Genomic DNA, 21,293 nt, shown 5'->3' with positions numbered 1-21,293 from the left:
GCTCGTATGGCCAAGATTCTGGTCGTGACATCAGGCAAGGGCGGCGTCGGCAAGACGACGACGACGGCGGCCCTCGGTGCGGCGCTCGCGCAGGCGGGCCAGAGCGTGGCGGTGGTCGATTTCGACGTCGGCCTGCGCAACCTCGACCTCGTGATGGGCGCCGAGCGCCGCGTGGTCTACGACCTCATCAACGTGGTCAACGGCGACGCCAAGCTCAACCAGGCCCTCATCCGCGACAAGCGCCTGGAGAACCTCTCCCTGCTGCCCGCCTCGCAGACCCGCGACAAGGACGCGCTCACGGACGAGGGCGTCGCCCGCGTCATGAACGAGCTGCGCGAAAAGTTCGACTGGGTGATCTGCGATTCGCCCGCCGGCATCGAGCGCGGCGCGACGCTGGCCATGCGCCACGCCGATCTCGCCGTGGTGGTGACCAATCCGGAAGTCTCCTCGGTGCGCGATTCGGATCGGATCATCGGGCTCCTCGATTCGAAGACCCTCAAGGCCGAGCGCGGCGAGACCATGGAGAAGCACCTCATCCTCACCCGCTACGACGCCGCCCGGGCCGACCGGGGCGACATGCTCAAGATCGATGACGTGCTCGAGATCCTCTCGATCCCGCTGCTGGCCATCATCCCCGAGAGCATGGAAGTCCTGCGCGCCTCCAACGTCGGCTGCCCGGTGACCCTCAACAACCCGCTCTGCGCCCCGTCGCGGGCCTACATCGACGCGGTCCGCCGCCTCAAGGGCGATACGGTGCCGATGGCGATTCCGTCGGACAAGAAGTCCCTTCTCAACAAGCTGTTCACCCGGAGGGCGGCATGAGCCTTCGCAAGATGTTCAACCGGCGGGGGTCCGCGCCGGTGGCGCGGGACCGCCTGCAGCTCATCCTCGCGCATGAGCGCGGGAATGCCGGCGGCTCCGACCTCGTGATGATTCTTCGCGAAGAGATCCTCGCGGTGATCGCCAAGCACGTCATCGTCGAACAGGACAAGGTCCAGATCCGCCTGGACCGGGGCAAGGACGTCTCGACCCTCGGCGTCGACATCGAACTGCCCGTCCCCCTGGTGGCCCGCAAGGCGGCTTGAGCCAGGCTCGACAATTCGAAGCGCGCGCGGGGTGCAGCCCTCCGCGCGCGCTTCGCATGTCAGACGGAAATTTCGCGTTTCACCCTCCGATGAACAGGCCCGCCAGGGCCGCGCTCGTGAGGTTGGACAGGGTCCCGGCCAGGATCGCCCGCAGGCCGAACCGGGCGATCTCGGGACGACGCTCGGGCGCCAGGCTCGACAGGCTGGCGAGTTGGATCGCCACCGAGGTGAGGTTGGCGAACCCGCACAGGGCAAAGCACAGGATCGCGCCCGTGCGGGGATCGAGGCTGCCGTCCTTGAGGACGGGCGAGATCCGGGCGTAGGCCAGGAACTCGTTGAAGGCGATCTTCTGGCCGAGCGCACCTCCGACGAAGCCGGCCTCGCTCCAGGGCACCCCCAGAAGCCAGGCCAGGGGCGCGAAGGCGGCGCCGAGCACGCCTTCCAGGCTGAGGCCGGGCCATCCGAACACGCCGCCGGCCCAGCCGGCGAAGCCGTTCAGCAGGGCGATGAGGCCCGTGAACGCGATGAGCATCGCCCCCACGGACACGGCCACCCCCAGCCCCTTCTGGGTGCCGTCGGCCGCCGCCTCGATGACGTTGACGGCCCGGGTCTCGCCGAAGGTGACGTGGGTGGAGACGATGCGGGTCGGCTCCGTCGTCGGCACCAGGATCTTGGCGTAGAGCAGGCCGCCCGGAATCGCCATGACGCTCGCCGCCAAGAGGTACTCCATGGGTACGCCGAGCGCCGCGTAGCCGGCCAGGATGGTACCGGCGGTCGAGGCCGCCCCGCTCGACATCACGGCGAAGAGTTCGGCCGAGGTCAGCGCCATGAGGAAGGGTCGCAGCGCGATGGCGATCTCGCTCTGGCCGATGGCGATGGTGATGACGGCCGAGAACGTCTCGATGGGCGAGGTGCCGAGCACGCGCCGCAGCACCGACCCGACGGCACGGGCCGCCGCCTGCATCACGCCGAAATGGTACAGGACCGCGATGAGGGCGGAGACGTAGAGGATCTGCGGCAGGATGCGTAAGGCGAGGATGAAGCCGCTGCCGCCGAACAGTTCGAACATCCTGGGTTCGACGAGGCCGCCGAACAGGAACGCGGTGCCGCGGTCGCCATAGCCGAGCACGGTCTGGACGAAGCCGGCCGCCGCCGCGAGCCCGGCCCGTCCCCAGGGCACGAACAGCACGAGGGCCCCGAGCGTCACCTGAAGGGCGAGGGCCGAGAGCACCACCCGGGGGCGGATCGCCCGGCGGTCGGTCGAGAACAGGATCCCGACGACGAGGAGAAAGGCCAGGCTCGCGCCGGCGTGGAGCAGCTTGTCGGTCATCCGGCCTCGCGTGTTTCGGCCTTCGCCAGCAAGGCCGATGCCGTCACGGCGCGCGTCCCATGGGAACAGGTATCGGGACCTGCGTGTTGATGGGTCAAGCTGCGCCGTTATCGCCGGCGCTCCCCTCGACACCCGGAGCCAGCCATGAGCCTCATCGGACGCCTCGTCACCAAGATCCTCGGCAACGAGGACCGCCCCGTGGTGCGCGACGAGCGCAACTACGAGTCGAGCAGCCCGATCGGACGCCTCGTCACCAAGCTGCTGCGCAAGTAGGAATTTTAAAGCGCCGCCGTCCCTCGGGATGGCGGCGTTTCAGTGTTCCCCTCCCGCCTCCTCATTCTGAGGCGTTGGAGCGAAGCGGAGGCCTCGAAGAAGGGTTTCAGAAGGCGCCGCGTTCCCTGGAGTCCTCCTTCGAGGCCGCTTCGCGGCACCTCAGGATGAAGTTCGAGGTCGAAGAAGCGTCAGTTTCACGCCGCCCGGCGCTTGCCCTTCTTCTCCCGCCCCTGCCCCGGCGCGCGCTGACCCGCGCGGGTGCGGTCGAGAACGAACTTCGCGTAATCGTCCATATCCCCGGCGAACGGCGTCACGGTGTTGTCCGCCGCCAGCCACAGGCGGTCCGCTACGAGCTCCATCAGCGAGCGATCGTGGGTGATGAGGATCACCGCCCCGCCGTAATCGTTGAGCGCATCGAGGAGCGCCCGGCGGCTGTCGATGTCGAGGTGGTTGGTCGGCTCGTCGAGGATGAGCAGGTGCGGCGCCTGCATGGCCACGAGGTTCAGGAGCAGGCGCGCCCGCTCGCCGCCCGACAGGGCGTCCACGGTGGTCTCCTGCTTGTCGAAGGGAAGCCCGAAGCTCGCCAGCTTGGCGCGGCGGGCGGATTCACTGTCGTCGGGTCGCTCGCGGCGGATGATGGCGAGCGGCGTGTCCTTCGGATCGAGGGCCTCGATCTGGTGCTGGTGGAACCAGCCGACCTGCACGCGCCCCTCGCGCACCATCCGGCCGTCGCGGACGGACAAGGCACCGGCCGCCATCTTGGCGAAGGTGGATTTGCCCGCCCCGTTGACGCCGAGCAACCCGATGCGGTCGTCGACGTCGAGGGTTAGGTTGAGGTCGCGCAGGATCGGCGCGTCGTCGCCGTAGCCGATGCTGGCGCCGGTGAGGTGCATGAGGGGCGGCGCCAGGGGCCGCTTCGGCGACGGCAGGTGGAACGGGGCCACGTGCTCCTCGATGGTGGTGGCGATGGGCTCCATCTTGGCCAGACGCTTCATCCGCGACTGGGCCTGTGCGGCCTTGGAGGCGGAGGCCTTGAAGCGATCGACGAAGCTCTGCAGGTGGGCGCGCTCGGCCTCCTGCTTCACCTTGGTCGAGGCCTGGAGACGGGCCTTCTCCGCCCGGCGCTTCTCGAAGTCGTCGTAGCCGCCCGTGTAGAGCTCGAGCTTCTCGCCGGCCACGTGCAGGATGGCGTCGACGGAATTGTTCAAGAGTTCGCGGTCGTGGCTGATGATGAGCGCCGAGTGCGGATAGCGCTTCAGCCGCGCCTCCAGCCACAGGGCACCTTCGAGATCGAGGTAGTTGGTCGGCTCATCGAGGAGCAGCATGTCCGGCTCGGCGAACAGTGCGGCGGCGAGGGCCACCCGCATGCGCCAGCCGCCGGAGAACTCGGCCATAGGGCGTTCGAGGTCGGCCACGGAGAAGCCGAGGCCGGCCAGGATCTCGCCGGCGCGCGCGGGCGCCCGGTCGGCGTCGATCTCGATGAGGCGGCCGTAGATCTCTCCCATGCGCTCGGGCTCGGCGGTCTCGAGCTCGGCGTTCAGGGCCTCGCGCTCCGTGTCGGCGGCGAGGATCGTGTCGATGAGGCTGATGGGCGTCGCCGGGTGCTCCTGGTCGACGCTCGCCACACGGGCGGTCTTCGGCAGCAGGATCGCGCCGCCGTCGGGCTGGAACTCGCCGAGGATGATCTTGAACAGGGTCGATTTGCCGACCCCGTTGCGTCCCACCAGCCCGACCTTGGAGCCCGGTGGGATGGCGACGCTCGCGCGGTCGAAAAAGCGCCGGCCCCAGGCGCTGAAGGTGAGGTCTTCGATCTGGATCATGCAGCCACGGTTCGCCGAAGGGGCGCGGGCTCACGAGCGACCCACGGGGAACCGGCTTCCTATCGCATTGCAGCATGAGACACGAGACCCACCCCCGCAGGGGTGGCCCTCGTTCTCGGCTCCGGAGACCCGGGCCGACCCCAACAGGGGTGGCCCTCGTGATGCGTGGTGCCGCCTCAGCGGGCTTCCGCGACGGTCTTCAGCAGGGGCGCGGTCGGCACGTTCTTGCGCCAGAACGTGCCGGTGCGCCCGGCCTGGAAGCCGCTCTCGTAGAGGCTGCGCATGTAGCCCGTGTCGAAGCCCCGGGCCGCGGTGGTGTTGGGCGCCGATTCGTCGATGTAGGTGAGGTTGAAGCCGATGCCGTTGGACCGGGTGAAGGCGTAGGTCGTGGCCATGGTGGCCCGGCTGCGGGCACGGCTCGCCGTGGTGAACGAGCGCTCGACGATGGACAGGGTGTTGTTCTGCGCGAGGTCGAATTCCGGCTCCAGACGACCGTTGATGATCACGTAGATGTCGGATTTCGCGCCGGCCTTGAAGCGCCCGTCGCGCAGCAGGAACGATTGCGGCAGGGTGAACACCGGCGTCACCACCGAGCCGTCCACATGCATTTCCTGGAACGCACGGCCCTCCGCCTGCACGTCGAGGAGCTGGGGCGGGAACACCGCCGGGATGCTGGCGGAGGCCGTGAGCACGTCCGAGAACAGGTCCAGGGCGGTGGGTCCGCCATTGGTCGCGATGGCGCCCATGTTCCAGATCACGGCGCGCTGGGAATCAAGGTTGGTGGTCACCACGAGGAGGCGGCGGCCCTTGGCGTGCTGGGTGGCGATGGCGGCGAGCAGGTCCGGCGTCACGTAACGGCGGACGAGGTCGCGCAGGCGCCCATCGCCGAACAGACCAGAGCCGAACAGAACATTGGCGACGCTCGGCGACTGAACCAGGGTGGAGGCGACGCCGCTCGTGTAGATATCCTTGAGGACCGCGTCGTATTCGGGGCCGACGAAGGCGAAGGGTGCAATGAGCGCTCCGGTGGAGACACCCGAGACGAGGGAGAATTCCGGGCGCTTGCCGGATTCCGTCCAGCCGTTGAGAATTCCGGCGCCGTAGGCCCCGTCGCCACCGCCGCCCGACAGGGCGAGATAGGCGAACGGCACCTTCTTGTTCTCGGGCCGGGCGGCCATCTCCGTGAAGGTCGTCTCGGACGCGTCCGCGTAGGCGCGCACGGACAGGTCCATGCCCGGCACCGTGGCGGCGGCGGCCTCGCTCGCCGTGTAGGAAACGCGGGGCGTGGAGCCGCAGGCGCCGAGCTGACCGGCAAGGAGAAGGGCGAGGACGCCGCGCGACCACCCGAGACGACGAGACATCGATATTTCCTAACCGCCCGATCCCACCGGATCTACGTAGCACGAGAACCAGCTTGGCCGTTGGGGTGTTCCGGCCCGTCTCGCTTCTCCGTCGAGGCGTGGTATCGGGGACACATCCGGTCGCCGGCGGCCTGAGGCGTGGTCGCCGCTTCAGGTTACTGGACGGATTGAACTTTCACCCGCGTCCCGAATTTAAAGCGGTGCACGGTCACGGTTACGAACCGGATCGGACTGGCGCCTCCACGAAAACCCGTCACGAAAACCCGTTCGGCGCCATCGCCCGAGGCGCAAACCCTGCGGCTCCGCGCGCCGGGACTTTCGGCAAGCGGGGACACCAAGCGGGTGCACAGCGAGAACGAGCGGCACGAACAGGATCGCCCGGGGGTCCCGGGCCTCCAGCAGAAGGCAGGACGATGGAACGGGACGACGCCTGGCACCTCACGGACGACCTGATGGTCGAGCACGGCAAGGGCGATCCCTTCGCCGCCGCCATTCGCGCGACGCGCATGGCGATGATCGTCACCGATCCGCGCCGGGGCGACAATCCCATCGTGTTCGTCAACGACGCCTTCCTCAGGCTCTCGGGTTATCGCCGAGACGAAATCATGGGCACCAACTGCCGATTCCTGCAGGGCGCCGACACCGATCCCAACGCCGTTCGCCAGATCCGCGAGGCCGTCGATGCGCGGCGCGACATCTCCATCGACATCCTGAACTACCGCAAGGACGGCACGACGTTCTGGAACGCCCTCTACATGAGCCCAGTCATCAACGAGGCGGGCGAACTGCTCTACTTCTTCGCCTCGCAGCTCGACATCACCGAACGCGTCGATGCCCAGAAGCGCATCCAGCACGAGAAGGAACATTTCGAGCGCGAGGTCGGCAAGCGGACACAGGATCTGACCGAGGCGCTGGCGGCGAAGACCATGCTGGTCCACGAGGTCGACCACCGCGTGAAGAACAATCTTCAGATGATCGCCTCGCTCCTGACCATGCAAACCCGTGCCATCGTCGATCCGGCGGCGCGCGAGGCGATGAAGACGATGCTGACCCGGATCGAAGCCCTCGGGACGGTCCACAAGCGGCTGTACCAATCACAGGACGTGCGTCGATTCGATGTGGCCGAATTCGCCCGCGAGCTCGCCTCCGATCTCGTCCGCGGTTCGGGCCGGGCCGGCATCGGCCTGCATTTCGACCTCGAAGCGGTTGAGGTCCCGGTCGAGAAGGCGCCCCCCATCGCCCTGATCATGAACGAGCTCATCACCAACGCCCTGAAGCACGCTTTTCCGGGCGAAGCGCAGGGTTTGCTGTCCATCGTGGTGAAACCCGACGGCGATCATTTCATCGTCGGGATCTGCGACGACGGGGTCGGGATGCCGCGCGAAGTCCTGGGCAATCGTTCCTTCGGCAAACGCCTCATCGAAAGCTTGGCACGTCAGTTGAACGCGAGTATCGCTTGGCAGCCTGCCAATACCGGAGCGCGGCCCGGAACTTGGATCGACATCCGCCTGCCGCTCGAGACCGCCACCAGCAGGGAGACAGCGTGAGCGAACCCCTTCGGGTCCTGATCGCGGAAGACGAAGCCCTCGTCGCGATGCAGCTCGAATTTCTCCTCGAGGATTGCGGTCACGCGGTCGTCGGGACCGCCGACACGGCACAGGGCGCGATCCGCCTGGCGCGCGAAACCCAGCCCGACATCGTGTTCGTCGATCTGCAATTGCGCGGGGGCTCGTCCGGCCTCGATATCGTCCGGACCCTGCGGGACGAATCCGATGCCATGCTCGTGTTCGTCACCGCCAACGCCCGGCGCTTCTCCGAGGATTTCGAGGGAGCGGTCGGTGTGATCGCCAAACCCTTCAGCGAAGCGGTGATCCTCGATACCATCGCGTATCTGGAGGCCTGCGTGCGCAATCCGCCACCCACCATGGACGCGCCCCTGGGCCTGAACCTGGCCCCGGACTACCGGGCGCAGATGGACAGCCTGCGGGACTGACGCGGGCGCGGGACGGCGTCAGCGATAGCCGGCCGCCTGCAGCTCGAACAGTTCGGCGTATCGGCCGCCCGTGGCCTGCAGCTCGGCATGGGTGCCGGCTTCGAGGACCCGGCCACCATCCAGAACCAGGATGCGGTCGGCCATGCGGACCGTGGAGAAGCGGTGGGAAATGATCACCGCCGTGCGCCCGTGGCTGAGGTCGCGAAAACGCTGGAACACCTCGAACTCGGCCCGTGCGTCGAGGGCTGCCGTGGGCTCGTCGAGGATGAGGATCTCGGCCTCGCGCATGTAGGCGCGGCTGAGCGCGATCTTCTGCCACTGGCCGCCGGAGAGGTCGACGCCTTCGGCGAACAGCTTGCCGAGCGGCTGGTCGTAGGCCAGCGGCAGGCGTGCGATCACGGCGTCGGCCAGACTGCGCCGCGCCGCACGGGCGATGCGCGCCTCGTCGGCGCGGGCCTCGATCCGGCCCACCGCGACGTTCTGGCCGGCGGTGAGGTTGAAGCGCACGAAATCCTGGAAGATCACGCCGATGCGGGCGCGCAGCGCGTCGAGATCGTAGTCCGGGAGAGGGCGTCCATCGAGGAGAACCCGGCCCTCGGTCGGGTCGTAGAGCCGGGTCAACAGCTTGACGATGGTCGTCTTGCCGGCGCCGTTCTCGCCGACGAGCGCCAGGACCTCGCCGGCGCGAAGATGGAACCCGAGGTGGCGCACCGCCCAGACATCCGTGCCCGGATAGCGGAAGCCCACATCCTCGAAGACGATTCCCTCGACCATACGGTTCGGGAGTGGAATCGGCGAGGCCGGCGAGCGGACGGACGGCACGAGGGCGAAGAACGCGAACAGGTCGTCGAGGTACTGTGCCCCGGAAGCGATCTGCGAGACCCCCTGCAGCAGGCCCTCGATGAGGGAGCGCAGGCGCTGGAACGATCCGGCCAGGAACGCGAGATCCCCGATGGAGAATTGTCCGGCCGCCGTACGCCAGACCAGGGTGGCATAGGCTGCGTAATAGGCGAGACTGCCGAGGGCCGCGAAGCCGCCGCCCCAGGCGGCGCGGCGCAGGGCCAGGTCCCGGTTGTCGGCGATGAGCTTTTCCGCGAGGGCACCGTAACGCTCGGCGATGTAGCCGTTGAGGCCGAACAGCTTCACTTCCTTGGCCGACTCGACGCTGGCACCCAGCGTCCGCAGGTAATCGATCTGTCGCCGCTCCGGCGTGCGTGTCCAGGCGAGGCGGTAGCCCTGGCGGTTGAAGTACGTCTCGTTGAGGAAGGCCGGCACCAGGGCCAGGGCCACGAGGAGGATGAGCCAGGGCGCATAGGCCGCCAACCCGATGGCGAAGGCCGCGAGGGTGATGAGGTCCTGCCCCTGGCCGAAGAGCTGGAACAGCAGGTTCGAGCGGCCGGTGACCTGCCGGCGCGCCCGCTCCAGGCGGTCCTGCTGGGCCGCATCCTCGAACTGGGCGAGATCGAGGTCGGCGGCGTGGCGCATGAGCCGGAGGCTGGCGGCGTTGCCGTAGCGATCGGCGACTAGGCCGTCGACGAGGGTGCTGGCACGGCCCAGAAGATCGGACAGGATCGCCAGTCCGAATTCGAGGACGACGAGTCCGGCGAGGTGCCTCAAGGCCGGATCGGCCATCCAGGCGTCGATGCCGAGGCCGATGGGGTGCGGTCGGGCATGTTCGGCCACGATGGCGTCGAGGATGAGTTTCGCCACGTAGAGCATCGACACGGGCAGGCTCGCCCGGGCGAGCCGCAGGGCGAGGCTCGCCGGCAGCAGGCGCGGGCTCGCGGCGTAGACGAGGCGGGCGAGGGCCGGCAGATGGCGCAGGGCGCCGAAGCGCTCGGCGAGGGCACCGTCCGGCGGCGCGGTGGAGGGAGCGGGGTCGGGACGGGGTGCTGGCATCGGCGCGGACCATGGCGGGGCCGGGCCCATGCGTCGATCCCGGCCGGCGGTGCCGGGCTGTCGCAGGCCGTGGCGCCGGTGCCTTGAGAGATCGGACGATCCCCGTGCGATCGGACGGGTGGCAAAAGAGGCTTTTATCGACAGGAGATTGCCGCCCGTCGCGTCCGCGCCGGGGCATCGACCTGTAACCCATGATAAACGAGGGATCGTTTCTCGTATCCGAGGCCGCCACCGAATGCTCAGCGGTTCAGCCTTCCTGCGGGTCGTGGTTCTCCTGATCGTGGCGGCCGGGCTGGCTGGAATCGTCCAGCGCTACTGGTCGCCCGCGACCGTCGACCCCGATCCGGGGCCCGCGGCCGTGCCGGTGGATCCACCGCGCACCGTGCGCCGTGCCGACCCTGCGCCCGTTCCGGCAGCCCCCCCGGCGCCCGTCCAGCCGATACCGCAGGCCCCTGTCGCATCCGCCGCTCCGATGCCCCCTCCCCTCGCACCGACGCCCACGCCCCCGACGCCGTCCGTGCCCGCCAGATCCGCCCCATCCGCCCCCCTGACGTTCGAGCCCTCGATCGCCGCGGGCGAAGGGGAGGTCGCCAGCGCGTCCGACAATGCCGGCCCGCGCGCCATGGCCATCGCCGATCTCAACACCGCGAGCGTCGCCGAGCTCAACGGCCTCAAGGGCGGGGGCATGATCGGCCGCTCCATCGTGCAGAAGCGGCCCTACGCGTCCGTCGATCAGCTCCTGTCGAAGCGCGTCCTGAGCCGGGCGACCTACGAGCGGATCAAGGATCAGGTCACGGTGCGTTGAGGATGCGGGACGGGTAGCGTCGGGCGCGGCGGGTGCCTACACTGACACCGCGGCGACGCCAGCCGTATCGAGCCCAGGACCGACCATGTTTGCGCAAGCCGGTGGCGTGACCTTCCGCGAGGATCTCGGCGTCGAGGAGACCACCGAGACGGACAACATCGTCCGCTGGGACGGCGAGAAGCTCTACGTGGAGCACGACATCTACCACAACGGCCAGCTGGTTCACCGCAAGTACCGCAAGACCGTCACCGAGCCCGTGGCTCGCGCGCTCCAGGCGATCATCAACCGCGCCCAGCAATAAACCGGCGTTGCGGCGCCTCGCCCACATCTCGGACCTGCATTTCGGCCGAACGAACCCGGCCGTGGTCGAGGGGCTCATCACAGAACTCAACCGCGATCGTCCCGACCTCGTCATCGCGTCGGGGGATTTCACCATGCGTGCGCGCAAGGTGGAGTACGCGGCGGCCCGGGCCTTCCTGGCACGCCTCGACGCGCCGTGGATCGCCGTGCCGGGCAACCACGACATCTCGCCGTTCCACCTCGTGCAGCGCTTCCTCCGGCCGTTCGCGCGCTACCGCCGCTACATCGCGCCCAGCACGGAGCCGACCCATCTCGACGACGAGATCGGCATCGTCTGCCTCAACACAGTGCGGACCTGGGCGCCCGAGGCCGACTGGTCGCAGGGCAAGATCCGGCGGCGCCAGATCGTGCAGGCCGAGGCGCGGCTCGCCGCCATGCCGGCGCACGTGTTCCGGATTGTGGTGGGACATCACCCGTTCATGCCGCCGCCCTGGGACGAGGAAGCCCGCCTCGTCGGCCGCGCCGACTTGGCGCTCGCCGCGTTCCGGCGCCAGGGCGTCGGACTGACCCTCGCCGGCCACCTCCACCGGCACTACGCCCGGTTCGCCGAAGCCGACGCCTCGGGTGCTGCGAACGACACGGTGGACCGGGGCGTCATGCGGGGCCGACGCGGGCATCTGCTCGCGGTCCAAGCGGGTTCGGCCACCTCGACCCGCCTGCGCGGCTCCGAACCCAACGCCTACAACCGCATCGTCATCGCGGACGGCGCCGCCACCGTGACCGTGCGGCTGTGGCATGGCAGCGGTTGGCGGGACGCCGAGTAGGCTCCTCGGTGACCGGCTATTTGCCGATCCAGTCGTGGCCGGCCACCACCACCTCGACGGGACGCGTCCAGGTGCCGGGCTGGTCGGTGGCGCCGGAGCCCAGGGCGCACTGTACCATGACGCTGTCGCTCCAGCGGCCGTACTTGTAGCCCACCGCCGGCAGCAGCCCGACGCGCACGAACCCGCAGGCCTCGTGCAGGCGCAACGAGGCCTCGTTCTTCGCGTCGATGTAGCCGATCATCTGGCGGTAGCCGCCGGCCGCGCAGGCCTCGATGAGGGCCGGCAGCAGGCGCCGGCCGATGCCGGCGTGCAGGTGCTCGTGGTGGACGTAGATCGAGTGCTTGAGGGTGTAGCGGTAGGCCGGCCGCTTGCGGAACGGCACCGCGTAGGCGTAGCCGGCCACCACCCCGTCGCGGTCGGCGACGAGGTGCGGCAGGCGCTTCTTGCGCATGGCCTTGCGGCGCTTCTTGAGGTCGTCCGGATGGAGCGGATCCTCCTCGAAATCGCCGACATCGCCGACCCCGCGCCGGATGTGGTGGGCGTAGATGTCCACCATGTCCGCCACGTCGGCATCCGACGAGGGTCGGATGACGAGGTCGGGGTCGCCGGCCAGCGCCGGCATCAGCGGGTCTCGCGCATGACATACGTGTGGAACCGGATCGTGCCGTCCGGATCCACGTTGCGGAACACGCCCTGGATCTCGGCCTCGAACCCGGGGAACAGGTTCGCGGAGCGCTCGAACATCTTGAAATAATCCAGCATGGGTTTCGCCCGCTCGTCCAATCGCTCGCCCGGCAGCACCGTGCCGATGCCCGGCGGGTAGACCAGAAGCAAGGTCGTCGCCACGCGCCCTTCCGCCTCCGCGATGGGCACGTAATCGACGTTGTTGCGGGTGAGCTGCTGCACCGCTTCCTTGGGCGTCATCACCATCTCGGGCAGGTGCCCCGGCTCGAACTGCTTGCGCTGGAGGGCGCTGGTGCCGGCCTCACGGTGGAAGGCGTGGAAATCGGCGCAGAGATCGCGCAGGCGCACGCCCTTGTAGCGGTTGGGCCGGCGCCGGACGAACTCGGGCATCGCCTCTTCGAGCGGCACGTTGTCGTCGTGCAGGCGCTTGAAGGCGACCAGGCCCGAGATCAGCGTGCCGGCCTTGGAGGATTCGACGCCCGGCGTCAGCAGGAAGAGCAGCGAGTTGAGGTCGTTCTTCTCCGGCACGATGCGGTTCTCACGCAGGTACTGGGCGACGATGGGCGCGGGCACGCCGTGCTCGGCGTATTCACCTGTACGCCGGTCGAAGCCCGGGGTGAGCACCGTGAGCTTGTTCGGGTCGGTCATGGCATAATCGGGCACCACGTGCGTGAAGCCGTGCCAGGCCGCGCCCGGAGTCAATTCCCAGTACTTGGCGTTGCTGGCGAGTTCGTCCGTGGAGATGCTCTCCCACGGCACCTTGCCATCCGGGCCCTTCACGGTGTCGGGCACGAAGGGGTCGAAGAACCAGCGGCGGAGGGGATCGCCCTCCTTCTCCTCGAACTCGCGGCGGATGGCCCGGACCTTCTTGCGCCACTCGATGCCGAGCCGAATGGTGTCGTCCCAGAGGACGACGCCGGAGCGGCCCTTCATCATCTGCGCGCCCACATCGAGGGAGGCGAACAGGGGATAGAACGGCGAGGTCGAGGCGTGGACGAGGAAGGTCTCGTTGAAGCGCCGGTGCTCGATGCGGCGGGTCTGGCCGCGGATGTGGCTGTCCTTGGTGTGGATCTGCGAGGCCTGGGAGAAGCTCGCCAGCTGCTTGTGGGTCGATTGCGTGGCGATGATGCCCGGCGAGGTCTCGTCCAGCCCCTTCAGGCCCATGGCGAAGCGCCCGGCGAAGAGCGGGTGGAACTTCATGAAGCCCGCCCAGGCCTCGTCGAACAGGATGTAGTCGCAGAGGTGCCCGATCTTATCGAGGATCATCTGCGCATTGTAGATCGTGCCGTCGTAGGTGCATTGCTCGACCACCGCCACGCGGAACGGGCGCTCGCGCTTCCACGCGTCGGGGTCCTTCACCAGGGGATTGGTGCGGATCTTTTCGCGGATCGCCGTCTCGTCCAGGGCCTCGGCGTACATGGGGCCGATCAACCCGAAGCAGTTGCGATCGGTCTCGAGGAACACCGGTACGGCGCCGCCGAGGAACAGGGCGCCGTGATGCGCGGCCTTGTGGTTGTTGCGGTCGAACAGCACGAGGTCGCCCTCCGCCACCAGGGCCGACAGCACGATCTTGTTCGAGGCCGAGGTGCCATTGAGGACGAAGTAGGTCTTCTCCGCCCCGAAGATGACGGCGGCTTCCTTCTGCGCCTTCAGGGCGGGCCCCTCGTGGACGAGGAGGTCGCCGAGATCGAGGACGGAATTGTCGAGGTCGTCGCGAAAGATCGCCTCGCCGAGGTGCTCGACGAAGATGCGGCCGATGGGCGAGCGGTTGTAGAAGATGCCGCCGTTGTGGCCGGGACAGGTCCAGAGCTGATTGCCCTGCTCGGCGTAGTCGACCAGGGCGCCGAAGAACGGCGTCTTCAGGGTCTCGGCGTATTGCTTCACCCGGCTGACGAGGCCGCGGGCGATGTATTCGGGGGTTTCTTCGGCAAGGAAGATGTAGCCGTCGATGAAGTCCAGCACCTCGACGGGGATGTCTTCCAGGCGCTTGCGGCGGACCATGATCACGATGGGCATTTCCAGCCCGCGTTTCCGCATGAGGTTGATGAGCGCCGCCGCCTTGCCGTCCAGCCCGCGCTTGCCCCAATCCACCACCATGCAGCCGATGGCGGCGTCGGTCTGGACCGCGATGGCCGCATCTTCGACGCGCCGCGCCCGCACCACCTCGAAGCCGAGCTTCTCGATGGAGGTGAGGATTTGCTGGACGCGCACGCCCTCGAGATCGTCCGGATCGAAGTTCGGCGCGCACATCAGCACGGTGAAGCGGCGGAAGAAGTCCATGCGGGAAAAGGCTCCGTGGTGTTTGGCGCGCACCGTTCGCGACGGGACGTGACGCTTCGATGACAGTTGCGGAGGGGCGGCGGCTTTTCGAGGGCGACACGGCCGGGTTCGGCGCCGGCGGCCGGCGGCATCACCCATAGACCGATGGCGCACCGATCGCCCGTAGCAGCACTGTCACACGCGCCTGCTCTAACGCCAGCGATCGGGATTCGAGCGACGGGCGGGACGGCGGCAATGGATCAGGGGCAACGGGCAGGCACCTTCGACATCGAGGCGATCCGCCGCGAAGTCGCCGACGATTTCGACGAAGAACTCGAAATGGAGATGGAGGAGGAGCGTCTCGAACGCCTCGCCGATGCCGTCGGGGACGGTCCACGCGCGCCGCAGATGGACCGCCGACGCTATTTCCGCGAGCTGTTCCGGCTCCAGCACGAGCTGGTGCGCCTGCAGGATTGGGTGCAGGCTCAGAAGCTGCGCGTCGTCGTGATCTTCGAGGGCCGGGATTCCGCCGGCAAGGGCGGGGCGATCAAGCGCATCACCCAGCGTCTCAACCCCCGCGTCTGCCGCGTCGCCGCCCTGCCGGCCCCGAGCGAGCGCGAGCGCACGCAATGGTACTTCCAGCGCTACGTGACCCACTTGCCCGCCGGCGGCGAGATCGTGCTGTTCGACCGCTCCTGGTACAATCGCGCCGGCGTCGAGCGCGTGATGGGCTTCTGCACGCCCGACGAGGTGGAGGAGTTCTTCCGCTCCGTGCCGGAATTCGAGCGCATGCTGGTGCGCTCAGGGATCATCGTGCTGAAATACTGGTTCTCGATCACCGACGAGGAGCAGGAGCTGCGCTTCACCATGCGGATCCACGATCCGCTGAAGCAGTGGAAGCTCTCGCCGATGGATGTGCAGTCGCGCCGCCTGTGGGAGGATTACACCAAGGCCAAGGAAGTGATGCTCGCCCGCACCCACATCCCCGAGGCGCCGTGGTGGGTGGTCGAGGCCGTGGACAAGAAGAAGGCCCGGCTCAACTGCATCGCCCACCTCCTGTCGCAGATCCCCTACGGCGCGGTGGCGCACCCGACCGTCCAGCTGCCCGAGCGCGAGCGCCACGACGACTACGCCCGCCAGCCGGTCCCGCCGGAGATGTTCGTGCCGAGCCTGTTCTGAGACGGCCGCTCCCCGGGTTGATCCGGGCCGCCGGGATGGGCAGACCCGGGGCTGGAATTCCACGCGACCCCGGACCCGCCATGACCAGCCCTGCGCGCGACACCGACGAGCTCCTGTTCACGCAGGACGGGGCCGGCATCGCCCGCATCGTCCTCAACCGGCCCCAGGCCCGCAACGCCCTCACCTTCGCGATGTATCAGGGGATCATCGACCGCTGCGCGCGGATCGAGGCCGACCCGTCCGTGCGGGTGCTGGTGATCACGGGCGCGGGCGAGAAGGCGTTCGCGGCCGGTACCGACATCGCCCAGTTCCGCGGCTTCGCCTCGGCCCAGGACGCCCTGGACTACGAGCGGTTCATGGATCGGGTGATGGGTGCCCTCGAGCGCCTGCGGGTGCCCGTCATCGCGGCCATCGCGGGGGCCTGCACGGGCGGCGGGGCGGCCATCGCGGCGGCCTGCGACCTGCGGGTCGCCACCCGCGACGCGCGCTTCGGCTTTCCCATCGCGCGGACGCTGGGCAACTGCCTGTCGCTCGCCAACCTGAAGCGCCTCTCCAGGCTCGTCGGCCCGGCCCGGGTCAAGGACATGATCTTCACCGCCCGCCTCGTCGGGGCCGAGGAGGCGCTGGCCATCGGCCTCGTCGGCGAGGTGGTGGCGGATGCAGATGCCCTCGCGGTCCGCGCCACCGAACTCGCCACCCTCGTCGCCGGCCACGCGCCCCTCACCCTCCACGCCACCAAGGAGGGCCTGCGCCGGCTTCAGGACGCCGACGACACGGCCGGCGAGCGCCCCGGCGACGACCTCATCCGCCTCTGCTACACGAGCGCCGATTTTCGCGAGGGAATGGAAGCGTTCCTGGGCAAGCGGGCGCCGGATTGGCGGGGGCGGTGAGAACCGGTCACTTCGGCGGAGCGTCCTGGAGCATGGCACGCCGAAGAATCGCGTTCAGCTTCGTCTGGTAGCCGCGCCCGCCCGTCTTGAGCCAAGCGAGCACGTCCGCGTCGAGGCGAACGGTGACCTGAGCCTTGATCGGACGGTAGAACGGATTGCGCTGGGCGTTGGCGAAGAACGCCTCCGTCAGCGGCGGGATATCGCTGTAGTCGATCTCAGAATCCGGCGTCGCGGCGAGCGCCTCCAACTCCGCGCGTTGTTCCGGCGTGAGGGCGGCGGGCCGGTGCAGGTCGAGTTCAAAGATGACGGGATCGGTCTCGTTCATAGCGCTTGCGCTCCTGCCGGTCGGCATGTCTAGCCGAAATGATGCGAACGATCTCCGTTCCATCGTCAGCGTCGAAGATCGTGTGAGCGACCAGCACCATCATGACGCCATCCACGAGGCCGATCGTCTGCCAGCGATACTCACCGTCCTCGATCCGATCCTGCGAACTCTATGCGTAAGGATCGGCAAAGACGCGGGACGCAACCTCGAAGCTGATGCGATGCTTACGCAGATTGCTTTCGGCCTTGGCCGCGTCCCATGCGAAGCGAATCGACATGCAAAAATGTAACGACAAATTTGTCGTGTTACAATGGGATCGATCTGTGATCAGACGCAAGCGAACGGCCCGAACCAGAGGTCCGGGCCGCCCAGCCGTTTCGAGGCTGGTTCGCTCTATCGCGTGGAGGGCAGCAGCCAGTTCGGCAGCCACAGGGCGATGCCAGGGACGAGGCAGAGGATCAGGATCGCCACCGCCATCAGCATCACGAAGGGCAGCGTGCCCCAGATGATGTCCTTCAGCGGGATGTCGGGGGCGATGTTCTTGATGACGAAGATGTTGAGGCCGACCGGCGGGTGGATCAGGCCCATCTCCATGGTGATGGTCATGACGACGCCGAACCAGACGAGGTCGAACCCGGCGGCCTTCAGGGGCGGCAGGATGATCGGCGCCGTCATCAGGATGATCGAGACCGGCGGCAGGAAGAAGCCGAGCAGGATCACGAGGCCCAGGATCGTCACCAGCAGCACCCAGGGCGAGAGCTGCAGCGCCACGATGGCGTTGGCCGCCGATTGCGAGATGTGGAGGTAGCTCATCACGTAGGCGTAAAGGAGCGACATGCCGATGATGAGCATCAGCATGGTCGATTCCCGCAAGGTGGCGGCGAGGATCGGGTTCACGTCCTTCGGGCGCCAGACGCCGTAGATGACCGCGATGAGGCCGAGCGCCAGGAGACCGCCGAGGCCCGCCGTCTCGGAGGGCGTGGAGTAGCCGCCGTAGAGGGCGACCATGACGCCGGTGAGGAGCACCACGAAGGGCAGCACCCGCGGCAGCGTCGAGAAGCGCTCGCGCATGCTGTAGGTGTCCTCGGCGAGGATCGGCGAGGCGGTGCCGTTGCGCTCGAAGGCGTCCTTCGCGGCCGCGTATTCGGCCCGGAAGCGATAGACCGACCAGGCGGCGAACAGGCCGACCAGCAGCAGGCCCGGCCCGATGCCGGCGAGGAAAAGGCGCCCGAGCGACTGTTCGGCCGCCACCGCATAGAGGATCATGGTGATGGAGGGCGGCAGCAGGATGCCGAGGGTGCCGCCGGCGGCGATGATGCCGGCGGCGAAGCCCGGCGAGTAGCCGCGCTTCCTCATCTCCGGGATGCCCGCCGAGCCGATGGCCGAGCAGGTGGCGGGCGAGGACCCCGCCATGGCGGCGAACAGCGCGCAGGCGAAGACGTTGGCGATGCCCAGCCCCCCGGGGATGCGGTGCATCCAGGCGTGCATGGCCGAGTAGAGGTCCTGGCCGGCTCGTGAACGGCCGATGGCCGCGCCCTTTAGGATGAAGAGCGGGATCGACAAGAGGGTGATGGAGGCCATCTCCTCGTAGACGTTCTGCGCCACCGTATCGAGGGAGGCGCCCGGCATGAAGAAGTACATGAACGCGAGCGCCACGAAGCCCAGCGCGAAGGCGATGGGGATGCCGGCCAGCATCGCGCTGAGGGTGGCACCCGCGTAGAGGAAGCCGATGGCCGCGACGCTCATGGGTGGGGGCTCGTCTTGAGGGGATCGGCGTTCAGGTCGGCCCCGAGGCCGACCTTCGGGTTCGCCCAGCCGGCGGAACGGGGGCCGTAGTTCAGGGCCTCGGCGATCTGCAGGAGGAACTGCAGGGACAGGAAGCTCATGCCCAAAGCCATGAGGGCGTAGGGAATCCAGAGCGGCGGCCCCCAGGTCGATTGGGAGACCTGCCCGTCGACCCAGGCTTCGTGGAACAGGCTCCAGCTCTTCCAGGCGAAGAACGTCACGAACACGATGCTGACGAGATCGGCCATGAGCAGGCGGGCGCGGTTGACCCGCGGCGAGAGCAGGCCGCTCAGCGCCTCGATGGCGACGTGGCCGCGCTTGGCCTGGACGGCGGCCGCCGAGAAGAAGGTCGCGCCGACGATGAGGAACACCGCCATCTCGTCCTGCCAGTCGGTGGGCTCCTTCAGCCAGTAGCGCACGAACACGCTGTAGCTGAGGACGAGACAGGCCCCGACGAGGGCGAGCCCGCCGAAGATCATCACCACGCCGTTGATCGCTTTCATCCCGCGGTCGATGGCCCCGAGCAGCCCGGGGACGCGAGGTTCGGGCGCGGCCCGTACGGATTCGGAGGCGGCGGAGGCCGCGTCGAAGGCGTGGCTCACGACACCTGCTCCGCCAGCTTGAGGAGCTCGGCGCAGCTCGCGGATTTGCCCGCGAAGTCCTTCCACGCGGTGTCCTTGGCGATGTCGCGCCACTGGCCGAGGGTCTTCTCGTCGAGCTGCTGCACCTTGGCGCCGGCCTTGGCGAACACCTGCTCGACTCGGGTGTCGTCGTCCTTGGCGCCCTTCTGGCCGAAGGCCTCCAGCTCGGCGCCGATGGTCATGATGAGGTCCTGCTGGTCCTTCGGCAGGCGGTCGAACACGATCTTGGACATCATGATCGGCTCCCACATGAGCCAATAGGTGTGCTGAGCCCCCGAGGTGAGGGATTTCGAGAGTTCCTCCAGGCGGAACGAGATCAAGCTGGTGGAGGAGGTGATGACGGCATCGCACGCGCCGGTCTGCATGGCGGCGTAGGATTCGTTCGACGGGATCGAGAGTGTGGCGGCGCCCGCCGCCTTCATCATCAGGTCCATCTCGCGCGAGCCGCCCCGGACCTTGAGGCCCTTGGCGTCGCTGGGCGTGAAGAGCGGCCGGTCGCGGCTGGCGACGCCGCCGGCCTGCCACACCCAGGAGACCACCACGACGCCCTTGGATTCGAGGATCTCGGTCAGCTTGCGGCCGACGGGGGCGGTCTTCCAGGCCGTGGCCTGCGCGTAGGAGGTGACGAGGCCCGGCATCAGGCCGATGTTCATCTCCGGCACCTCGCCGCCGGCGTAGGGGCTCGGGTAAAGGGTCATGTCGAGGGCGCCCTTGCGGATGGCGCCGAACTGGGCGTTCGTCTTCATCAGGGACGAGCCCGGATAGACCTGGAGCTCCAGGGCGCCCTTCGAGCGCTCGGCCAGGGCCGCGGCGAACTTGCGGCACGCGCGGTCGCGAAAGTCGCCCTCGTCGATGGTGCCGCCGGGGAACTGATGCGAGATCTTCAGGGTGGTCGCCGCCCGGGCCCGCGAGCCGAGGGACAGGATGGCGGGCGCGGCGAGACCGGCGGCGACGAGGGTGCGGCGTGTCAACGTCATGGCGTCTTCCTCCTTCGGCAAGCTGGCCGCCCGCCCATTTTGCGGTGCAGCATTTATACTGCGCTGCCCGCTCTTTATACCAGAGAACGACGCCTTGTATATTTTGTCAACCGGGTTGCATAAGGTAGACAGCAGTAACCGTCCCGGCGAAGGGCAGGCCCACGGCGAAGGAACCGGACCGATGGAACCCGAGCGCATGAACCAGTCCCTTCGCCTGCGCCAGACCATCGAGACGGAGATCGTCGACGGCCGCCTCGCCATCGGCGCCCGCCTCGACGAGACGGAACTGGCGGAACGCTTCGGCGTGTCGCGCACGCCGATCCGCGAGGCCCTGCTGCAGCTGGCGATGACGGGACTCGTGGAGATCAAGCCGCGCCGCGGCGCGCTGGTCAGCGCCCCCGACCCGCAGCTTCTCATCGCCATGTTCGAGACCATGGCGGAGATCGAAGCCGCGTGCGGACGCCTCGCCGCGCGCCGCCTGATCCCGGCCGACGAGGCGGCCCTCAAAGCGGCCCTCGCGGCCTGCGCGGCGGCGGCCGAGGCCCAGGATCCGGAGCGCTATTACGACGAGAACTACGTGTTCCACACGGTGGTCTATCAGGCCTGCCGCAACGGGTTCCTCGCCGAGCAGGCCCGGCTGCTGCATCGGCGCCTCGCGCCGTTCCGTCGGATGCAGCTTCGGGCGCGTCACCGCCTCGGGCAGTCGCTCGCCGAACACGAAGCCATCGTGGCCGCCATCGTGGCGGGCGACGAGACGGGCGCGGCGGAGCGGCTGCGCGCCCACGTGATCGTGCAGGGCGACCGATTCTCGGATCTCGTCGCGAGTCTGCGGGCGATCAACGACGCCGCGTGATCGGCGCAGC

At 68.2% G+C, this 21,293-nt stretch carries 22 protein-coding genes; 11 read left to right on the top strand and 11 right to left on the bottom strand.

Annotation, left to right across the window (positions count from 1 at the left end):
* Nucleotides 1-6 precede the first annotated feature (6 nt).
* Together minD and minE are read left to right on the top strand one after the other, a co-directional pair.
* Complete coding sequence (gene minD / locus ASF22_RS08305) at nt 7-822, top strand: septum site-determining protein MinD (protein WP_056166289.1); 816 nt, start codon at nt 7-9, stop codon at nt 820-822.
* A complete protein-coding gene (gene minE / locus ASF22_RS08300; RefSeq protein ID WP_056087796.1) occupies nt 819-1,085 on the top strand; it encodes a cell division topological specificity factor MinE in 267 nt (88 codons plus the stop codon). Before minD ends, minE begins: the two co-directional genes overlap by 4 nt.
* A gap of 79 nt (nt 1,086-1,164) precedes the next feature.
* On the opposite strand, the gene ASF22_RS08295 is transcribed toward minE, so the two are convergent.
* Nucleotides 1,165-2,415, bottom strand: a complete 1,251-nt coding sequence (locus ASF22_RS08295; RefSeq protein ID WP_056263309.1) for a nucleoside transporter C-terminal domain-containing protein — start codon at nt 2,413-2,415, stop codon at nt 1,165-1,167.
* A gap of 144 nt (nt 2,416-2,559) precedes the next feature.
* On the opposite strand from ASF22_RS08295, the gene ASF22_RS08290 reads away from it, so the two are divergent.
* Nucleotides 2,560-2,688, top strand: a complete 129-nt coding sequence (locus tag ASF22_RS08290) for a hypothetical protein (RefSeq protein ID WP_056087800.1) — start codon at nt 2,560-2,562, stop codon at nt 2,686-2,688.
* A 194-nt stretch (nt 2,689-2,882) separates the two neighbouring features.
* Here the strand turns inward: ASF22_RS08290 and ASF22_RS08285 are convergent, their stop codons facing one another.
* Together ASF22_RS08285 and ASF22_RS08280 are read right to left on the bottom strand one after the other, a co-directional pair.
* Entirely contained in the window at nt 2,883-4,508 is a 1,626-nt protein-coding gene (locus ASF22_RS08285) for an ABC-F family ATP-binding cassette domain-containing protein (protein ID WP_056166280.1), read from the bottom strand.
* 176 nt (nt 4,509-4,684) lie between these two features.
* The gene (locus ASF22_RS08280) at nt 4,685-5,869 is read right to left on the bottom strand and encodes a patatin-like phospholipase family protein (RefSeq protein ID WP_056263307.1); all 1,185 of its coding nucleotides are present in this window, start codon (nt 5,867-5,869) and stop codon (nt 4,685-4,687) included.
* Between the two features lie 65 nt (nt 5,870-5,934).
* Here ASF22_RS08280 and ASF22_RS08275 point away from each other — a divergent pair, with 65 nt between their 5' ends.
* Together ASF22_RS08275 and ASF22_RS08270 are read left to right on the top strand one after the other, a co-directional pair.
* Nucleotides 5,935-7,416, top strand: a complete 1,482-nt coding sequence (locus tag ASF22_RS08275) for a histidine kinase dimerization/phosphoacceptor domain -containing protein (protein ID WP_280137409.1) — start codon at nt 5,935-5,937, stop codon at nt 7,414-7,416.
* Nucleotides 7,413-7,862 (top strand): response regulator, encoded by a 450-nt coding sequence (locus ASF22_RS08270; RefSeq protein WP_056166270.1) that lies wholly within the window; start codon nt 7,413-7,415, stop codon nt 7,860-7,862. Before ASF22_RS08275 ends, ASF22_RS08270 begins: the two co-directional genes overlap by 4 nt.
* 18 nt (nt 7,863-7,880) lie before the next feature.
* Here the strand turns inward: ASF22_RS08270 and ASF22_RS08265 are convergent, their stop codons facing one another.
* Nucleotides 7,881-9,761: an ABC transporter ATP-binding protein gene (locus ASF22_RS08265; RefSeq protein WP_056166925.1), complete on the bottom strand. Its 1,881-nt coding sequence runs from the start codon at nt 9,759-9,761 to the stop codon at nt 7,881-7,883.
* A gap of 235 nt (nt 9,762-9,996) precedes the next feature.
* On the opposite strand from ASF22_RS08265, the gene ASF22_RS08260 reads away from it, so the two are divergent.
* The 3 genes from ASF22_RS08260 to ASF22_RS08250 all read left to right on the top strand — a co-directional run bounded on the left by ASF22_RS08260 (nt 9,997) and on the right by ASF22_RS08250 (nt 11,690).
* Nucleotides 9,997-10,566 (top strand): helix-hairpin-helix domain-containing protein, encoded by a 570-nt coding sequence (locus ASF22_RS08260; RefSeq protein ID WP_056263303.1) that lies wholly within the window; start codon nt 9,997-9,999, stop codon nt 10,564-10,566.
* An 85-nt stretch (nt 10,567-10,651) separates the two neighbouring features.
* Nucleotides 10,652-10,867 (top strand): hypothetical protein, encoded by a 216-nt coding sequence (locus ASF22_RS08255; protein WP_056166264.1) that lies wholly within the window; start codon nt 10,652-10,654, stop codon nt 10,865-10,867.
* Between the two features lie 7 nt (nt 10,868-10,874).
* Nucleotides 10,875-11,690, top strand: coding sequence for a metallophosphoesterase (locus ASF22_RS08250; RefSeq protein WP_056263302.1), 816 nt, complete (start codon nt 10,875-10,877; stop codon nt 11,688-11,690).
* A 16-nt stretch (nt 11,691-11,706) separates the two neighbouring features.
* Here ASF22_RS08250 and ASF22_RS08245 read toward each other — a convergent pair whose 3' ends face one another.
* Nucleotides 11,707-12,312: a GNAT family N-acetyltransferase gene (locus ASF22_RS08245; protein ID WP_056166260.1), complete on the bottom strand. Its 606-nt coding sequence runs from the start codon at nt 12,310-12,312 to the stop codon at nt 11,707-11,709.
* The gene (locus ASF22_RS08240; protein WP_056263300.1) at nt 12,312-14,654 is read right to left on the bottom strand and encodes an Orn/Lys/Arg decarboxylase N-terminal domain-containing protein; all 2,343 of its coding nucleotides are present in this window, start codon (nt 14,652-14,654) and stop codon (nt 12,312-12,314) included. The genes ASF22_RS08245 and ASF22_RS08240 overlap by 1 nt, the downstream gene beginning before the upstream one ends.
* A 234-nt stretch (nt 14,655-14,888) precedes the next feature.
* Between ASF22_RS08240 and ppk2 the strand changes: the two genes are divergently transcribed.
* The gene (ppk2, locus tag ASF22_RS08235; RefSeq protein WP_056166255.1) at nt 14,889-15,812 is read left to right on the top strand and encodes a polyphosphate kinase 2; all 924 of its coding nucleotides are present in this window, start codon (nt 14,889-14,891) and stop codon (nt 15,810-15,812) included.
* An 80-nt stretch (nt 15,813-15,892) separates the two neighbouring features.
* Complete coding sequence (locus tag ASF22_RS08230; RefSeq protein ID WP_056263298.1) at nt 15,893-16,702, top strand: enoyl-CoA hydratase/isomerase family protein; 810 nt, start codon at nt 15,893-15,895, stop codon at nt 16,700-16,702.
* A 7-nt stretch (nt 16,703-16,709) separates the two neighbouring features.
* On the opposite strand, the gene ASF22_RS08225 is transcribed toward ASF22_RS08230, so the two are convergent.
* The 5 genes from ASF22_RS08225 to dctP all read right to left on the bottom strand — a co-directional run bounded on the left by ASF22_RS08225 (nt 16,710) and on the right by dctP (nt 20,430).
* The gene (locus ASF22_RS08225; protein WP_056263297.1) at nt 16,710-17,027 is read right to left on the bottom strand and encodes a BrnA antitoxin family protein; all 318 of its coding nucleotides are present in this window, start codon (nt 17,025-17,027) and stop codon (nt 16,710-16,712) included.
* Nucleotides 16,999-17,127, bottom strand: a complete 129-nt coding sequence (locus ASF22_RS25295; RefSeq protein ID WP_348271134.1) for a hypothetical protein — start codon at nt 17,125-17,127, stop codon at nt 16,999-17,001. Before ASF22_RS25295 ends, ASF22_RS08225 begins: the two co-directional genes overlap by 29 nt.
* Nucleotides 17,128-17,420: 293 nt before the next feature.
* Nucleotides 17,421-18,773, bottom strand: coding sequence for a TRAP transporter large permease (locus ASF22_RS08215; protein ID WP_056166245.1), 1,353 nt, complete (start codon nt 18,771-18,773; stop codon nt 17,421-17,423).
* The gene (locus ASF22_RS08210) at nt 18,770-19,414 is read right to left on the bottom strand and encodes a TRAP transporter small permease (RefSeq protein ID WP_056263295.1); all 645 of its coding nucleotides are present in this window, start codon (nt 19,412-19,414) and stop codon (nt 18,770-18,772) included. The genes ASF22_RS08215 and ASF22_RS08210 overlap by 4 nt, the downstream gene beginning before the upstream one ends.
* A complete protein-coding gene (dctP, locus tag ASF22_RS08205) occupies nt 19,411-20,430 on the bottom strand; it encodes a TRAP transporter substrate-binding protein DctP (protein ID WP_056263293.1) in 1,020 nt (339 codons plus the stop codon). Before dctP ends, ASF22_RS08210 begins: the two co-directional genes overlap by 4 nt.
* Nucleotides 20,431-20,626: 196 nt before the next feature.
* Between dctP and ASF22_RS08200 the strand changes: the two genes are divergently transcribed.
* The gene (locus ASF22_RS08200) at nt 20,627-21,283 is read left to right on the top strand and encodes a GntR family transcriptional regulator (protein ID WP_056166922.1); all 657 of its coding nucleotides are present in this window, start codon (nt 20,627-20,629) and stop codon (nt 21,281-21,283) included.
* Nucleotides 21,284-21,293 lie beyond the last annotated feature (10 nt).

This window comes from Methylobacterium sp. Leaf87 (assembly GCF_001422775.1).
In the GTDB taxonomy this organism is placed as follows: domain Bacteria; phylum Pseudomonadota; class Alphaproteobacteria; order Rhizobiales; family Beijerinckiaceae; genus Methylobacterium.
The sequence above is the reverse complement of the archived record's forward strand: the minus strand, read 5'-3'. Positions and strand labels throughout refer to the sequence as shown.

Coding starts and splice junctions, on each gene's coding strand:
- ASF22_RS25295 (WP_348271134.1), bottom strand. CDS start 17,127: ATGGTGCTGGTCGCTCACACGATCTTCGACGCTGACGATGGAACGGAG.
- ASF22_RS08255 (WP_056166264.1), top strand. CDS start 10,652: ATGTTTGCGCAAGCCGGTGGCGTGACCTTCCGCGAGGATCTCGGCGTC.
- ASF22_RS08245 (WP_056166260.1), bottom strand. CDS start 12,312: ATGCCGGCGCTGGCCGGCGACCCCGACCTCGTCATCCGACCCTCGTCG.
- ASF22_RS08225 (WP_056263297.1), bottom strand. CDS start 17,027: ATGAACGAGACCGATCCCGTCATCTTTGAACTCGACCTGCACCGGCCC.
- ASF22_RS08285 (WP_056166280.1), bottom strand. CDS start 4,508: ATGATCCAGATCGAAGACCTCACCTTCAGCGCCTGGGGCCGGCGCTTT.
- ASF22_RS08230 (WP_056263298.1), top strand. CDS start 15,893: ATGACCAGCCCTGCGCGCGACACCGACGAGCTCCTGTTCACGCAGGAC.
- minD (WP_056166289.1), top strand. CDS start 7: ATGGCCAAGATTCTGGTCGTGACATCAGGCAAGGGCGGCGTCGGCAAG.
- ASF22_RS08265 (WP_056166925.1), bottom strand. CDS start 9,761: ATGCCAGCACCCCGTCCCGACCCCGCTCCCTCCACCGCGCCGCCGGAC.
- ASF22_RS08290 (WP_056087800.1), top strand. CDS start 2,560: ATGAGCCTCATCGGACGCCTCGTCACCAAGATCCTCGGCAACGAGGAC.
- ASF22_RS08295 (WP_056263309.1), bottom strand. CDS start 2,415: ATGACCGACAAGCTGCTCCACGCCGGCGCGAGCCTGGCCTTTCTCCTC.
- minE (WP_056087796.1), top strand. CDS start 819: ATGAGCCTTCGCAAGATGTTCAACCGGCGGGGGTCCGCGCCGGTGGCG.
- ASF22_RS08200 (WP_056166922.1), top strand. CDS start 20,627: ATGAACCAGTCCCTTCGCCTGCGCCAGACCATCGAGACGGAGATCGTC.
- ppk2 (WP_056166255.1), top strand. CDS start 14,889: ATGGATCAGGGGCAACGGGCAGGCACCTTCGACATCGAGGCGATCCGC.
- ASF22_RS08240 (WP_056263300.1), bottom strand. CDS start 14,654: ATGGACTTCTTCCGCCGCTTCACCGTGCTGATGTGCGCGCCGAACTTC.
- ASF22_RS08260 (WP_056263303.1), top strand. CDS start 9,997: ATGCTCAGCGGTTCAGCCTTCCTGCGGGTCGTGGTTCTCCTGATCGTG.
- ASF22_RS08215 (WP_056166245.1), bottom strand. CDS start 18,773: ATGAGCGTCGCGGCCATCGGCTTCCTCTACGCGGGTGCCACCCTCAGC.
- ASF22_RS08280 (WP_056263307.1), bottom strand. CDS start 5,869: ATGTCTCGTCGTCTCGGGTGGTCGCGCGGCGTCCTCGCCCTTCTCCTT.
- dctP (WP_056263293.1), bottom strand. CDS start 20,430: ATGACGTTGACACGCCGCACCCTCGTCGCCGCCGGTCTCGCCGCGCCC.